The 13,454-nt window shown below is 75.3% G+C and carries 12 protein-coding genes; 5 read left to right on the forward strand and 7 right to left on the reverse strand.

What is annotated here, in order from left to right:
* Positions 1-8: 8 nt before the first annotated feature.
* Complete coding sequence (locus ABTY40_RS22385) at positions 9-215, reverse strand: hypothetical protein (RefSeq protein WP_352061144.1); 207 nt, start codon at positions 213-215, stop codon at positions 9-11.
* Positions 216-306: 91 nt separating this feature from the next.
* On the opposite strand from ABTY40_RS22385, the gene ABTY40_RS22390 reads away from it, so the two are divergent.
* The 4 genes from ABTY40_RS22390 (at position 307) to ABTY40_RS22405 (ending at position 5,283) form a co-directional block, all read left to right on the forward strand.
* The gene (locus tag ABTY40_RS22390; protein ID WP_352061145.1) at positions 307-1,509 is read left to right on the forward strand and encodes a bifunctional adenosylcobinamide kinase/adenosylcobinamide-phosphate guanylyltransferase; all 1,203 of its coding nucleotides are present in this window, start codon (positions 307-309) and stop codon (positions 1,507-1,509) included.
* Between the two features lie 58 nt (positions 1,510-1,567).
* Positions 1,568-2,647: a nicotinate-nucleotide--dimethylbenzimidazole phosphoribosyltransferase gene (gene cobT / locus ABTY40_RS22395; protein WP_352061146.1), complete on the forward strand. Its 1,080-nt coding sequence runs from the start codon at positions 1,568-1,570 to the stop codon at positions 2,645-2,647.
* Between the two features lie 144 nt (positions 2,648-2,791).
* Positions 2,792-4,567, forward strand: coding sequence for a phosphatidylglycerol lysyltransferase domain-containing protein (locus ABTY40_RS22400; RefSeq protein ID WP_352061147.1), 1,776 nt, complete (start codon positions 2,792-2,794; stop codon positions 4,565-4,567).
* Positions 4,564-5,283, forward strand: coding sequence for a hypothetical protein (locus ABTY40_RS22405; RefSeq protein ID WP_352061148.1), 720 nt, complete (start codon positions 4,564-4,566; stop codon positions 5,281-5,283). The genes ABTY40_RS22400 and ABTY40_RS22405 overlap by 4 nt, the downstream gene beginning before the upstream one ends.
* On the opposite strand, the gene ABTY40_RS22410 is transcribed toward ABTY40_RS22405, so the two are convergent.
* Positions 5,226-5,987, reverse strand: coding sequence for a hypothetical protein (locus ABTY40_RS22410; protein WP_352061149.1), 762 nt, complete (start codon positions 5,985-5,987; stop codon positions 5,226-5,228). The genes ABTY40_RS22405 and ABTY40_RS22410 overlap by 58 nt on opposite strands.
* A 77-nt stretch (positions 5,988-6,064) precedes the next feature.
* On the opposite strand from ABTY40_RS22410, the gene cobS reads away from it, so the two are divergent.
* Positions 6,065-6,829, forward strand: coding sequence for an adenosylcobinamide-GDP ribazoletransferase (gene cobS / locus ABTY40_RS22415; protein WP_352061150.1), 765 nt, complete (start codon positions 6,065-6,067; stop codon positions 6,827-6,829).
* Positions 6,830-6,854: 25 nt separating this feature from the next.
* On the opposite strand, the gene ABTY40_RS22420 is transcribed toward cobS, so the two are convergent.
* The 5 genes from ABTY40_RS22420 to ABTY40_RS22440 are packed head-to-tail and all read right to left on the reverse strand — an operon-like array spanning position 6,855 to position 13,404.
* On the reverse strand, positions 6,855-7,661 hold the full coding sequence (locus ABTY40_RS22420) for an endo alpha-1,4 polygalactosaminidase (RefSeq protein ID WP_352061151.1): 807 nt from the start codon (positions 7,659-7,661) through the stop codon (positions 6,855-6,857).
* On the reverse strand, positions 7,658-8,275 hold the full coding sequence (locus tag ABTY40_RS22425) for a spherulation-specific family 4 protein (RefSeq protein ID WP_352061152.1): 618 nt from the start codon (positions 8,273-8,275) through the stop codon (positions 7,658-7,660). Before ABTY40_RS22425 ends, ABTY40_RS22420 begins: the two co-directional genes overlap by 4 nt.
* A 30-nt stretch (positions 8,276-8,305) precedes the next feature.
* A complete protein-coding gene (locus ABTY40_RS22430) occupies positions 8,306-9,730 on the reverse strand; it encodes a hypothetical protein (protein ID WP_352061153.1) in 1,425 nt (474 codons plus the stop codon).
* Entirely contained in the window at positions 9,727-11,280 is a 1,554-nt protein-coding gene (gene pelF, locus ABTY40_RS22435; protein ID WP_352061154.1) for a GT4 family glycosyltransferase PelF, read from the reverse strand. Before pelF ends, ABTY40_RS22430 begins: the two co-directional genes overlap by 4 nt.
* Before the next feature lie 24 nt (positions 11,281-11,304).
* Positions 11,305-13,404, reverse strand: a complete 2,100-nt coding sequence (locus ABTY40_RS22440; RefSeq protein ID WP_352061155.1) for a hypothetical protein — start codon at positions 13,402-13,404, stop codon at positions 11,305-11,307.
* Positions 13,405-13,454 lie beyond the last annotated feature (50 nt).

Here is a 13,454-nt window from a genome sequence, read left to right on the forward strand (position 1 = left end):
CGGACGGCTCAGCCCTCCGCGTCCAGCGCCATCGGGCCGTAGATCTTCGTGCCGTCCTCGGAGAGCGTCACCTGATCGGCGCCGCCCGCCAGGAGGTCGCGCCAGTGCTCCCCGATCCAGCTCTCGGCGTCGCCCTGGGTGGTGAACTCCTCAGGGGTCACCACCGGCTGGACCTCCGTGCCGTCGGACTTCTCGAACCGCCACGTCCATGCCATGTCCGCCTCCTGGTGCTCGCCGGATGATCGGTTTCCTGCCCGCAGAGTAGCCGGGCGCGCACGCCTCGCGGTGGCGCGGGAGGATCTGAGCGTGGAACTGACTCTGCTCGGCACCGGCGCCCCCCTGGGGCTGCCCCGCCCCGACTGCCCCTGCGCCGTGTGCGCGCTCTCCCGAGGGTCCCGTGCGCGGGCCGCGACCGCGCTGCTCGTCGACGGGGCCCTGCTCCTGGACCTCACCCCCGGCGCCGCCCTCGCGGCGGCCCGGTCGGGGCACTCGCTCGTGGGGGTGCGCCAGGTCCTCCTGTCCCATCCGCACGACGGGCCGGCGGTGGAGGTGCCGGCCGGGCTGCCGGCCGCGGGGCGCGTACCGGACGGCCGGGAGCTGACGCTGATCAGCGGGCACCGGGTGCGGGCGGTGCCGATGGACTCGCCCGGGACGGGGTACGAGGTGACCTCGGCCGACGGGGAGCGGCTGCTCTACCTGCCGCCCGGCGGGGCGCCCGCGGGTCTGGCCGACGACCACCGGGGCCCGTACGACGTGGTGATCGCCGATGTCACCGGGCGGCCGGACGCGCTGGCGCGGCTGCGGGCGGCCGGTGGCGTGGGTCCCGCGACGGTGGTGATCGCGGCGCACCTGGACCACGACGCGCCGACCGGGGCCGAGCTGGACCGGCGGCTGGCGGCGGCGGGCGCGCGCGCGGTGCCGGACGGTACGACGCTGTACGCGGGCGAGTACCACGAGGTGCCCGAGGTGCCGCGGCGGACGCTGGTCACCGGCGGCGCCCGGTCGGGGAAGTCGGTGGAGGCCGAGCGGCGCCTGGAGTCGTTCCCGGAGGTGCTGTACGTGGCGACCGGCGGCACCCGGGAGGGCGATCCGGAGTGGGCGGAGCGCGTGAGCCTGCACCGGGAGCGGCGGCCGGGTTCCTGGCGCACCGCCGAGACCTGCGACCTCGTGCCGCTGCTCGCGGAGGAGGGTCCGGCCCTGCTCGTCGACTGTCTGTCGCTGTGGCTGACGGACGCCATGGACCGGGTGGGCGCGTGGGACGACGAGCGGTGGGCGGACGGCGGGCAGGCGGCGCTGCGGGAGCGAACGGCGGAGCTGGTGGCGGCGGTGCGGGCGACCCGGCGCACGGTGGTGGCCGTGACGAACGAGGTCGGTTCGGGCGTGGTGCCGGGCACGGCGGCGGGGCGCCGGTTCCGGGACGAGCTGGGGCGGCTGAACGCGGCCTTCGCGGACGAGTGCGAGCAGGTGGTGTGGGTGGCCGCGGGGCAGCCGCTGGTGCTGCGCGGGTAGGGTGCGGTCGACCCACACGTACGGACGATGACCCTCGCTGATGTCACAAGGCGGAACCGTGAACCTGGACGACTTCTCCGATCTGATCTCGCGCGCCGACGGCGGGACACGGCGTGACGCCGAGGAGCGCCGTGAGCGGCTGGTCGTGCCGCCGGGTGCCCTCGGGCGCCTGGACGAGCTGGGCGAGTGGCTGTCGGCGGCGCAGGGCACGGTGAAGGTCCGGCCCGTCGAGCACCCGAAGGTGGTGCTGTTCGCGGGCGACCACGGGGTGGCCGCGCTCGGGGTGTCGGGGCGGGCGGCCGGTACGGCGCACGAGCTGGTGCGGGCGGTCCTGGAGGGCGCGAGCCCGGTGGCCGTGCTCGCCCGGTCGATGGACGTGCCGGTACGGGTGGTGGACGCGGGCCTGGACTGCGATCCGGAGCTGCTGCCGGCGGAGGTGACCCGGCACCGGGTCCGGCGCGGCAGCGGCCGGATCGACCTCGAGAACGCGCTGACGGCCGAGAAGGCGGAGGCGGCGGTCCGCCTCGGCATGGCGATCGCGGACGAGGAGGCGGACTCGGGCACCGACCTGGTGGTCCTGGGCGATCTCAGCGTGGGCGGCACCACCCCGGCGTCCACCCTGATCGCCGCCCTGTGCGGCACGGACGCCTCGGTGGTGACCGGGCGCGGCGGGGCCGGGATCGACGACCTGGCGTGGATGCGCAAGTGCGCGGCGGTCCGGGACGCGCTGCGGCGGGCCCGGCCGGTCCTGGGCGACCAGCTGGAGCTGCTCGCGGCGGTCGGCGGCGCGGACCTCGCGGCGACGACCGGCTTCCTGCTCCAGGCGTCGGTACGCCGGCTGCCGGTGATCCTGGACGGTGTGGTGGGCGCGGCCTGCGCGCTGGTGGCGCAGCGGGCGGCGTTCCGGGCGCCGGACTGGTGGCTGGCGGGCCAGGTGAGCGGCGAGCCGGCGCAGGCGAAGGCGCTGGACCGGATGGCGCTCAACCCTCTGCTGGACCACGGCGTCCATGTGGGTGAGGGAACCGGGGCACTGCTCGCGCTTCCCCTCGTCCGGGCCGCGGCGGCGTTCGCCGCGGAGCTGCCCGAGCGTCCGGACCCGACCACCCCGGACGCGGCGGGCGACGGCACCGGCGCCTGACGGGGAAGTCCTGCGGAACGACCGGCTCCGGGGACGGCCCACGTGACGTGGCCGGGCAGGCGTGGACGCGCCGTGCCCGCGACGCGCGCGGGGCCGTTTCCGGAGCCGCTTCATGACCAGCGATGCCCCATATGATCGCTTTTCATGGGAGAGGTCCGTTTGTCCGCCGAAGCCACACCCCGGGGCACCACCACCCGTTCACGGCGCGCCGCCGCGTTCGCCGTCTGGTACCTGCGCGCCGTCACGTTCGTCAACTTCCTGAGCGCCGTGTGGGTCTCGTTCGGACAGGACCTGCGCCGGCACAACGAGGACGACTTCTTCACCCCGTACCTGCTCACCGCCGGCTTCGCCTCGGGGGTGTTCACGCTCTTCCTGGCGGTCACCATGCGCCGCAGGAAGCGTGCCGCGTGGATCCTCAACCTGGTGCTCGGCGGCCTCTTCCTGCTGCTGTTCGCGCTCGTCATGCTCTTCCCCGAGGTCCGGGGGCACGCCCAGAACTGGATCTCGCTGGTCCTCACCGCCGCCTTCGTCCTCGCCCTGCTGCTGGGGCGCCGGGAGTTCTACGCGAAGGGCGACCGCTCCAACCCGGTCCTGGCCGCCTGCGTGGCGGCCGGCGGCCTGCTCGTCACCTCGCTCCTGGCCGCCGGCCTGGTCACCCTCACCAACACCGCCCCCGGCTCCCCGTCCTTCCCGGAACGCTGGCGGTACGGGCTGATGCGGCTGGTCACCCTGGCCGCGGACGACTCCCGCTTCCCGGACATCGCCACACCCGGCTGGGTGGACGTCACCATCAACGTCCTGTCCACGCTGCTGCTCTTCGCCGTCCTCTTCGCCGCCTTCCGCTCGCGGCGGGCCGTGGACCCGCTGACCCCCGGGGACGAGGAGCGGCTGCGGGCCCTCCTGGACCGGCACGGGGACCGCGACTCGCTCGGCTACTTCGCGCTGCGCCGGGAGAAGAGCGTCGTCTGGTCGCCGAGCGGGAAGGCCGCCGTCACCTACCGCGTGCTCGGCGGGGTCTCCCTCGCCTCGGGCGATCCGATCGGCGACCCGGAGGCCTGGCCGGGTGCGATCGAACCGTGGCTGGCCGAGGCGCGCGAGCACGGCTGGATCCCGGCCGTGATGGGCGCGAGCGAGGAGGCCGGGACGGTCTACGCCCGGCACGGCCTGGACGCCCTGGAGCTGGGCGACGAGGCGATCGTCGACACGGACGAGTTCACCCTGGACGGGCGGGCCATGCGCACGGTCCGGCAGGCGTACAACCGGGTGAAGCGGGCCGGGTACGAGGTCCGCATCCGCCGCCACGAGGACATCCCGGCCGGGGAGATGGCGGCGCTGCTGCGCAAGGCCGACGAGTGGCGGGACGGGGCGACGGAGCGCGGCTTCTCCATGGCGCTCGGGCGGCTCGGCGACCCGGGCGACGGCCGCTGCGTGATGCTGGAGTGCACGGACGCGGCCGGTGAACTGCGCGCGCTGCTCTCCTTCGTGCCGTGGGGGCCGAAGGGCCTGTCGCTCGATCTGATGCGCCGCGACCGGGACGCGGAGAACGGCCTCGTGGAGTTCATGGTGATCGAACTCCTGCGGCGCGCCGACGAGATCGGGATCACGCAGGTCTCACTGAACTTCGCCATGTTCCGCTCCGTCTTCGAACGTGGCTCGAAGCTCGGGGCGGGGCCGGTGCTGCGCCTGTGGCGTTCACTGCTCGGCTTCTTCTCCCGCTGGTGGCAGATCGAGTCGCTGTACCGCGCCAACGCCAAGTACCGGCCGATCTGGGAGCCACGGTTCATGCTGTTCGAGAAGAGTGCCGACCTGCCGCGGATCGGCCTGGCCGCCGCCCGCGCCGAGGGTTTCCTCGAAGCCCCCGGCCTGTGGGGCGCCGTGCGCGGGAGGCTGCGCGGCGGTCAGCTGGAGGGCGGGCGTTGAGCCCGGCGGTCCGGGCGTTCGCCCGGCGCGAGTGGGGTTCGCTGTACGGGACGGTACGGGCCGCTCTCGTCGCCCGGGGGTGGCGGGCCGTCCCGCTGACCCTGACGGCGGTCTGCCTGACCTCGTTGTTCCAGGTGGTGCAGAACCAGGACTGGGGCTACCGGCCGGTGCAGGAGATCGGCTCGGTGCGCGCCGAGGACCCCTGGTGGCTCGCGCTGCTGCGGACCCCGCTCTCCCTCTTCGTACCGGCGCTCGACCTGCCCGTATGGGGCGCGCTCGCGCAGATCCTGCTGGTGTTCGGGATCGCGGAGATCTGTCTGGGGCGGCGGCGGACGCTGGGCATCGCGCTGCTCGCGACCCTCGGCGGCACCCTGTACGCGCGCCTGGGCATCGCGCTCGGTCCCGGCACCCCGCTCGGCCTGCCCGCCTCGGACGCGCTGGTCGTCGACACCGGGCCGTCGGCCGCGGTGGTCGGTCTCGCCGTGTACGTCTGCCACCGCCACGGGGCGTTCTGGACCGGGGCGGCCGTGGTGCTCGCGATGGTGATCGAGGCGGTCGTCAAGCCGAACCTGGCCGGCAAGGAGCACCTCGCGGCCATCGCCGCCGTCCTCGTCCTCATGGCCGTCGAGGCGTGGCGCCGGCGGTCAGGGACGGGCGGTCAGGAGGAGGGGCCCCGGCCCGGGACGCGTTCCTGGAAGCCGCCGATCAGGTCCTGAACCCGCCGCCGCACCTTCGTCCAGCGCCGGTCGTGCCGGTAGGTACGGACGCGGGAACGGGCCCGGGCGCGGTGGCGGCGGCGGTAGAAGTGGCGGGACCACCAGGAGCCGGGGCGGGCGAGGCGGACGGCGCCGACGATCGCGACCAGGGGGACCAGGATTCCGAGGACCGCCATCCGGACCTTCCCCTTGACGAGGGTGATCAGGACGAGGAGGAAGTTCAGGACCAGGGTGAGGACGAAGCCCACCCGGTCCTGCCGCTCCTCGGCGGTCATGTCGTCCACGCCCAGCGGGGAGAAGCCGGCGAGGACCAGCAGGGCCAGGGAGGCGGTGAGGACGACCGCCTCGACGCTCTTGCGGCCCGCGTCCGTCCAGTACACGTCGTCCAGGTGGAGGATGAGCGCGAACTCGTCCAGGACGAGCCCCGCCCCGATCCCGAAGACGACGGCGAAGACGGCGGCGCCGGCGCCGTGCCGGCCACTGGCGACCGCGCCGAAGCCGCCGAGGACGGTGAGGACCACGCCGGGCACGACGTGATGGATATGGAGGCCGCCGGAGGAGACGTTCCGGAACGGGCCCCGGCCCGCCCGGATGAGCCGGGTCACCGTCCGCGTGACCAGGAAGGTCAGGACGAACGAGGTCAGCGCGAGGAGCAGGGGAAGCTTCCCGGGCTCCAGGATGTTGCGGGAGAACCAGTGACCCATGCCACCCCGTTCCGATTCGCACCGAATGCACCGTACGGGCAATCTATCCCCCCGGGGGCGGCGATTACCCTGCCCGGATGGACGGCCTGCGCTTCGCCTTCGGCACCCTCACCGTGCTCCCCGCCCGCATCACCCGCTGGGACCGGGACGCGGCGCGGGCCGGCATGCTCTGCGCGCCCCTCGCGGGGCTGGTCGTCGGCCTCGCCTCCGCCGCGCCCGGCGGTCTGCTCCTGCTGCTCGGCGCGGGCTCGCTCCTCGCGGCCGTCGTCACCACCGCCGTCCCCGCCCTGCTGACCCGAGGCCTCCACCTGGACGGCCTCGCGGACACCGCCGACGGCCTCGGCAGCGCCAAGCCCGCCGAGGACGCGCTGCGCATCATGAAGCAGTCCGACATCGGCCCCTTCGGCGTCATCTCCCTGGTGCTCGTGCTGCTGGCCCAGGTCGCCGCCCTGTACGCGCTCTACCAGGAGGGCTGGGCGCACGGCGCGGCCGGCGCGGTCCTCGCCGCGACCGTCGCCCGGCTCGCCCTCACCCACGCCTCCCGCCACGGCGTCCCGGCCGCCCGGCCCGAGGGCCTCGGCGCGATCGTCGCCGCCACGGTCCCGGTCCGCTCCGCGACCGCCGCCACCGCCGCCGTCCTGGTGCTGTGCGCCCTCACCGGCGCGCTGTTCTCCCCGTACGACGCGGTCCGTGACGTCCTCGCGGCCGGCGCCGGCCTCGCCGCGGCGGCCCTGCTGCTGCGCCGCTGCGTCCGGCGCTTCGGCGGGGTCACCGGCGACGTCTTCGGCGCGGTGGAGGAGACGGCCGTGACGGTGACGCTGGTCGCGCTGACGCTGGGCTAGGGTCTTTCGTTCGGATCAGGCCGGATCAGCAGGGTCGGCGCCAGGCGTCCAGCTCGTAGCGCTTGCGCATCGAGCTGAGGCCGAGCTTCCGCGCCTCGGGGCAGAACGCGGTGACGTCCAGCTCGTACTCGACGTGGAAGACCGGCTTGCCCGCCTGCACGAACGGGGTGAGGAGCGCGCACTCCTCGTACTGGGCGCACTGTTCGTTGACCGCGAAGTCGAAGTCGGGGAGCAGCTCCGGGATCTGGTCCAGGTCGTTCTTGAGGCCGACGGCGAGGCCTCGGTCGTGGGCCAGGCGGGCGATCAGGCGGTTGTAGCGCAGCTGGTCGGCGGCGGTGAGGGGGAAGCCGGTGCGGCTCTGGTAGCCGTCCATGTTGTCGGGTTCGACGGCGTCGAAGCCCTTGTCGCGGCACATGTCGAGACGGGCGGCCATGAGGGGTTCGAGGACGTCGGTGCGGCGGATGTCGAGCCAGCGCTCACCCGGCCAGCCGTTGCCCTCGCCGAGGACGGAGCGGGGGAAGCGGCCGGCGTCGGGGCGGAAGTCCTCCCAGGCGCCGGTGGACAGGTAGCAGACGACCTTGCGGCCCCGGCGGTGCAGGTCGGTGACCGTGGCGGCCGGGTGGTCGAAGCCGTCGATGTCGTAGACGGGGACGTCGACGGTGGGGTCGAGCCGGCCGCTGAGCTGCCACTGCCAGGCGAGGCCGGGTTTCGGCCGCCACCGCTCCCCCGGGCGCTTCGGGTCGTCGCCGGGGCCCGCCGTGCACGCGGTGAGGAGGAGCAGCAGGACCACGAGCAGCGGGACCGGGCGTCTCGTCGGGCGGGTTCCGGTCATCGGGCGGGCTCCGGGAGGTGGGGCAGGGTGCCCCACGGGTGGGCGCCGGTGCCGGGGGCGGCGCAGTGGACGGGCGCGGTGGGGCGGATGCCGGGCGGAGCCGCGTACACGAGGTGGCAGTGGCCGTCGGCGGCGGGCGGGTCCAGGGTGCGGTACGTGTCCCAGGGGCCCTCGAACGTGACGAGGAGGTCGGCGAGTTCGGCGTACCCCGGGTCGGGCGGGGTGCCGTGGTTGAACACCAGGGTCGTGGCCCCGGCGGCGCGGGCGGCGACGGCGAGTCTGCGGTGGTGCGGTAGGGCGGCGGGCGCGGTCGCCACCTGGTCGAGGAAGGCGCCGTCGGCGCCGTACCAGTCGCGGTGGCGCAGCAGTTCGGCGACGACCTCGCCGTGCGGGCGGCGGCCGTAGTCGGTGTCGGCGTAGCCGAGGACCCGTACGCCCGCGGCCCGCAGCCGGGCCGCGACCTCGGCGAAGGCGGGGTCGGGGGCCGGGCCGGCGCCGTCGGCCGGGTTGATGACGACGCCGTACAGCGCGGGCGCGGCGGCGAGCAGGGCCGCCCAGGCCTCGGGGCGGTCGGCGGGGTGCTCGTAGAAGGGCACGAGGAGGGAGGGCGTCATGGTCCGTCTGCCTGGGTGCGGGGGCGGGGGTCAGGGGCGGTGCGCGGTGGGCCGTATCAGCAGAGCACAGGTGAGGGCGGCCAGCACGGCGGCCGCTCCCCCGGTGGCGGCCGGGCCGGCCGCGGGCGCGGCGGTGGCCGCCGTGGCGGCGAGCAGGCACACGGCGGCGGCGCCCAGGACCGCGCCGAAGGCCTGGAGGAGCAGGCCGAGCCAGAGCACCGCGCCGATGAGCAGCAGGGTGAGCAGCCGGGGGGCGGTCGGCCAGGGGGCGCCGGGCCAGAGGGCGGTGGCGGCGAGGGTGAGCGCGGGCAGGGCGGTGAGGTAGCCGCCGAGGCAGAGGGCGAGGGCGCCGGTCACGGACCGGCGGAAGGCGCGGGCGGTGGTGAGGGTGTGGAGCCGGTGGAGGCTGCCGCCGCGGAAGCGGTGCAGCAGCCATTCGGCTGGCCCCATGGACAGGGTGAGGGCGAGGACCGCCGCGGCGCCGCCGGCCGGCGGGTCGCCGAGCCCGGCGTGGAGGACGAGGAGACCGCTGCCGAGGCCGAAGAGGCCGTACGGGAGGGAGGCGGTGAGCGGCGGCCCGCCGCGGCCCCGCGCTCCGCGCCGCGTGCCGGGCCGCAGGACGCGCGCGGCGAAGGTGACGGCGGTGGTGAGCGAGGTGATCAGGAGGACGCCCCGCAGGGGGCCGGGCAGGTCCCAGCGGAGGGCGGGGACGGCGCCGGCGAGCGGCAGGAGGGCGCAGAGGAGGGCCCGTTCGCGGCCGAGGACGAGCAGGACGGTGGCGGCGGCGAGGTAGAGGGACTGTCCGGCGGCGAAGACGGCGGCGGGGGTCTCGCCCGGCGCGGCGGCCGCGAGGGCGACGGCCGTTCCGGCGAGGGCGCCGGCGGGGGCGCCGGTGAGCAGGGCGCGGGCGGCGGCGGGCCGGTCGCCGAGGCCGAGCCAGGTGTACGCGCGGTGGGCGAGGGCCTGGTTCCACATCCAGCCGGTGACGGCGCCGGCGAGCAGCGGGACGGTGCCGGCGGGGAGGCCGTACCGGCCGTGCTCCCCGGCGAGCAGGGGCGCGGCGAGGACGTAGGCGAGCCCGGGGAGGGCGAAGACGAGGCCGCGCAGGAGGCAGCCGGCGAGCCCGGTGTGCCAGGGGGGTGCGGGCGGGGCCTGGGGTTCGGGGTGGCGGCGTTCGACACGCGCGTACAGGTCCTCGGCGAGGGCGAAGGAGTCGGCGCGGCCGTAGGTGAGCCGGATGTGGTCGTCGGTCATGCCGTCGGACTCCAGGAGCGCGGCGATCTCGTCCGGGTGCACGGCGACGGCGACGAACCCGCCGAGGCGGTCGGCGAGTTCGTCGAGCGGATCGGGGGCGAGGCAGGTGCCGGCGGCGGGGGCGCGCTCGTGCCGGGGACGGGGGACGGCCGGGAAGGCGTCGGGGCCGGCCGGGGGTGTGGGACGCGGGGAGCCGCTCATGCCGGGGTGCCTCCCGCGAGGAGGGGCGCGGAGGTGCGGCGGGGGGCGGGGATGCTCAGGCGCAGGGGCGTGGGGGCGGGCACGGTGGCGGTGGCGGGAGGTTCGGGGCGGGCGGCGGCGAGTTCGCGGTAGATGCGGCGGAAGCCGTCGACGGAGCGGTGCAGGGTGAAGCGGTCGATGACGCGGCGGCGGGCGCGGCGGCCGAGTTCGGCGCGGCGGGCGCCGTCGCGCAGGAGGGCGGTGACGGCGGCGGCCATGACGGCCGGTTCGCGGGGCGGGACGACGACGCCGGTGTCACCGACGGCCTCGCGGACGCCGCCGACGTCGGTGGAGACGGTGGCCCGGCCGCAGGACATGGCCTCGATGAGGGAGAAGGGGAAGCCCTCGCTGATGGAGGAGAGCATGACGACGCTGCCGGCGGCGTAGGCGGAGGGGACGTCGGAGACCCGGCCCTCGAAGGAGATGCCGTCGGCGACGCCGAGTTCGGCGGCGAGCTTCTCCAGGCGGGTGCGGTACTTCTCGTTTCCGGCGGGGACGGGACCGAACAACCGCAGCCGCAGCGCAGGGAGTTCGGCGCGGCAGATGGCATAGGCCCGGACGAGGGTCTCCAGGTCCTTGATGGGGTCGACGCGGCCGCACCAGCTGAGGGTGGGGGTCTCGGGTTCGGGCCCTGCCTCGGGGAAGAGGGCGGGGTCGACGCCGTTGTGGACGGTGCGGATGCGGTCGGCGGGGGCTCCGCCGCGTTCCTCCCAGCGCCGGTTGTACTCGTTGCAGGGGGTGATGAGGTCGGCCTTGCGGTAGCCGAGGGTGTTGAGCTCGCGGTAGAAGCCGAGCATGAGGGCCTTGACGGGCCACCGCTGCGCCTCGGCTCGGTGACCGAGGTACCGCTCGCGGAGGTAGATGCCGTGTTCGGTGAGCAGGAAGGGCACCCCTTCGTAGTGCTGCGCGGCGAGGGCGGGCAGGGTGGCGAGGCCGCTGGAGACGGCGTGGGCCACGCTGCCGCCGGATATCCGGGCGGCGAGCGGGCGCAGGGCGTGTTCCAGCAGGTCGGTGGCGGTGAGCGCGTCGTGGACGGTGGGCCGGGCCGCGAGGGTGGGCAGGTGGGGCATGGTCCAGATCCACATGAGGGAGCGGAGGGCGGCTTCGGAGCGCAGGGCGGCGGTGAGGCGGCCCTGCCGGGCGAGGGTGGCGAGCTCGTAGAGGCCGGTGCCGAAGTCGTAACCCGCCCCGGGGTCGAGGAGGGCGAGGAGGAAGCGTTCGTACGTGTCGAGGAAGCGGCGGCGTTCGCGGGCCCGCGGGGTCCGGCGCGCGCGGCGGGGCGCGGCCGGTCCCCTCGGGTGGCCCCAGAGGGGGAACGCGGTGTGCCGGGTGACGTTGGGAGGCAGCTCCCAGGTGACGGGTTCGCGGCCGCTGCCGGTGAGGGCGAGGATCTCGAAGGTGACCTCGGGCATGCCGCGGACGAGCTGGTCGCACCAGGTGCTGACGCCGCCGTGGACGTGCGGGTAGGTGCCTTCGGTGAGCATGGTGACGTGACGGCCACTGCTCGGCATGTGGGTCCCCCCAGGTCGTGCGGGTCAGGCGGTCGGGAGCGTGAGCGTGACGGAGGTCCGGAGCAGTTCGGGTGAGGTCCAGGCCGAGCGGCTGCCGGCGTAGGCCTCGCCGAAGGGGGCGGAGCCGAGGACGAGTTGCCTGCGGGTGCCCTCGGGGGCGGTGACGGGGGCGGCGACGCCGGCGGGGGCCTTCACGGTGACGGTGGAGCCCACCCGGTAGGCGGTGACCTGGCCGGCGGCGAGGGCCCGGTCCCAGGCGGCGCGGCGGTTGAGCTCGGCGCCGACGTCCCGCTGACGGGGGTTGACGAGCGGGGTGTTGGCGGCGAAGAGGGCCCGGTGGTCGGCGAGGACCTGGTCGAGGACGGGGTAGAGGAGGCGCTCCTCGGCGAGGTTGGACTGGTGCGCGTAGTGCGGGCGCGGGTCGTTGGCGAGGACGTGGGAGAAGGCGGTGCGGGCTTCGCGGGGGGCGATGTGGGTGGCGTAGCCGGTGGCGGTGTCGAGGGGGGCCGGCAGGCAGGTGGAGGCCGGGTCGGTCTCGCAGACACCGCTGCCGCCGTCGGCCCGGGAGGTGTAGATCCAGTTGTACTCGTCGGTCATCTCGGCGGCGGTGCCGACGTTGTAGTACACGTTCATGGGGTGGCGGGGGACGGTGAGGGCGGCGCCGACGGCCCGCTGGCCCGGCTCACGGGAGTTGTCGCTCGCGATCCAGGTCACGCCGTTGTCGGCGAGGGCACCGGCGAGGTGCGGGTTGTCGGCGGGCTGCTGGGGCAGGGTCCTCAGGCCGGAGTGCTCGCCGGTGACCAGTTCGGAGCGGTCGACGGAGATGCCCTTGCCGGTGGCCCAGGTGAGGTTGTTCCTGATCTCGGCGGAGAGCTGGGAGCGGCCGACCCACAGGGTGTTGCCGGCGGCGTCCTGGGCGCACCGCCAGGGGACGACGCCGGTGTCCTGGACACAGCCGAGGAAGGGGTGGGTGTAGGTGTGGTTGATCCACCGGTACTGGGCGCGGTCGGCGATCAGCCGGGCGGCGAGCGGGTCGGTGCCGCCGTGCGCGCTCTTCCACTGCTCGCCCTGGCCGCCGTTGTAGACCATGTCGAGGGCGAAGCCGGAAGCTTTCTGCCAGGCGGCGGCGTACGTGGCGTCGGCGGCGGTCATGCGGATGGGGTGCGCGGCGGTGCCCTCGCCGCCGGCGCAGTCGAGGTCGCCGGGGGTGCAGTCGCGGACCGGGTCCCAGCGGGCGTCGGGGGCGAGGACGTCGTCGACGTGGACGGAGAAGTAGTGGCGGCTGCGGCCGAGGTGGACGCCCTGGGTGAGCCAGTCGACGATGCCCCGGGCGAGGGCGCGGAACTGCCGCTGGTGCCGGTTGTGGGCGAAGGTGACGACGAGTTCGCGGCGCCCGCCGGCGGCGTACTCGCCGACAAGGCTGGCCCGGCCGCCGCCCTCGACGGGCAGGTCGAGATAGCTGGTGTAGCCGGGGCGGGGGCGGCCGGCGTAGCCGTAACTCTCGGCGACGGACGGGTCGTTGTCCTCGAAGACGAGCGGTCCGGCGAGGTGGCGGAAGGGGCCGGCCCGGCCGGCGTCGGTGACCGTGGTGGTGGCGCCGTCGAGAACGCCGGAGTAGCCGCCCTCGCTGGTGTGGTCGAGGCCGACGCCGGGGTGGGCCCAGGTGTAGGCGTCGACCTGCGGGATGCCGAAGGTCCGCTCGTACTCGTGGAGGGCCCGGTGCTCGGCGGAGTCGGGTCCGAAGGCGCTCTCGTGGGGCAGGACGACGCCCTGGTACCTGGCGCGGGGGCGGCCGGTGGCGCCGTCGGACGGGTCGCTGAGGAAGGCGGCGTCGACGACCGGGCGGTTCGGATCGGCCAGGTCGATCCTGCGGTACGGGACGCCGGAGCCCTTCAGTTCGGCGATGATCGCGTCCACGGCGCTGCCGCCGTCGTCGACGACGAGGACGGTCAGGTCGACGCGGGGGGCGGGGTCCGCGGCGGCCCGGGCGGTCGGTCCCGTGAGCCCGGGGTGGGCGGCCCCGGCCTGCGGCACGGCGGTGGCGAGGAGTGCGACGGCGGCGGCCAGGAGCGCGGCGCGGGGCGCCGTCCTGGGTGCGGAAGTGCGGATGCGGCCGGATTCCACGGCTGGTGTCCCCCTCGTCGGACCCCGCCCCGGGCAGGGGGAGGGCCTGT

The sequence above is a fragment of the Streptomyces sp. NPDC126503 genome (genome assembly GCF_040302405.1).
Lineage (GTDB): Bacteria > Actinomycetota > Actinomycetes > Streptomycetales > Streptomycetaceae > Streptomyces > Streptomyces gulbargensis.

What these genes read in the sequence shown, in the direction of transcription:
- ABTY40_RS22385 (WP_352061144.1), bottom strand. Translation starts at nt 215, where the DNA reads ATGGCATGGACGTGGCGGTTCGAGAAGTCCGACGGCACGGAGGTCCAG.
- ABTY40_RS22400 (WP_352061147.1), top strand. Translation starts at nt 2,792, where the DNA reads ATGGGAGAGGTCCGTTTGTCCGCCGAAGCCACACCCCGGGGCACCACC.
- ABTY40_RS22410 (WP_352061149.1), bottom strand. Translation starts at nt 5,987, where the DNA reads ATGGGTCACTGGTTCTCCCGCAACATCCTGGAGCCCGGGAAGCTTCCC.
- cobS (WP_352061150.1), top strand. Translation starts at nt 6,065, where the DNA reads ATGGACGGCCTGCGCTTCGCCTTCGGCACCCTCACCGTGCTCCCCGCC.
- ABTY40_RS22420 (WP_352061151.1), bottom strand. Translation starts at nt 7,661, where the DNA reads ATGACCGGAACCCGCCCGACGAGACGCCCGGTCCCGCTGCTCGTGGTC.
- ABTY40_RS22425 (WP_352061152.1), bottom strand. Translation starts at nt 8,275, where the DNA reads ATGACGCCCTCCCTCCTCGTGCCCTTCTACGAGCACCCCGCCGACCGC.
- ABTY40_RS22430 (WP_352061153.1), bottom strand. Translation starts at nt 9,730, where the DNA reads ATGAGCGGCTCCCCGCGTCCCACACCCCCGGCCGGCCCCGACGCCTTC.
- pelF (WP_352061154.1), bottom strand. Translation starts at nt 11,280, where the DNA reads ATGCCGAGCAGTGGCCGTCACGTCACCATGCTCACCGAAGGCACCTAC.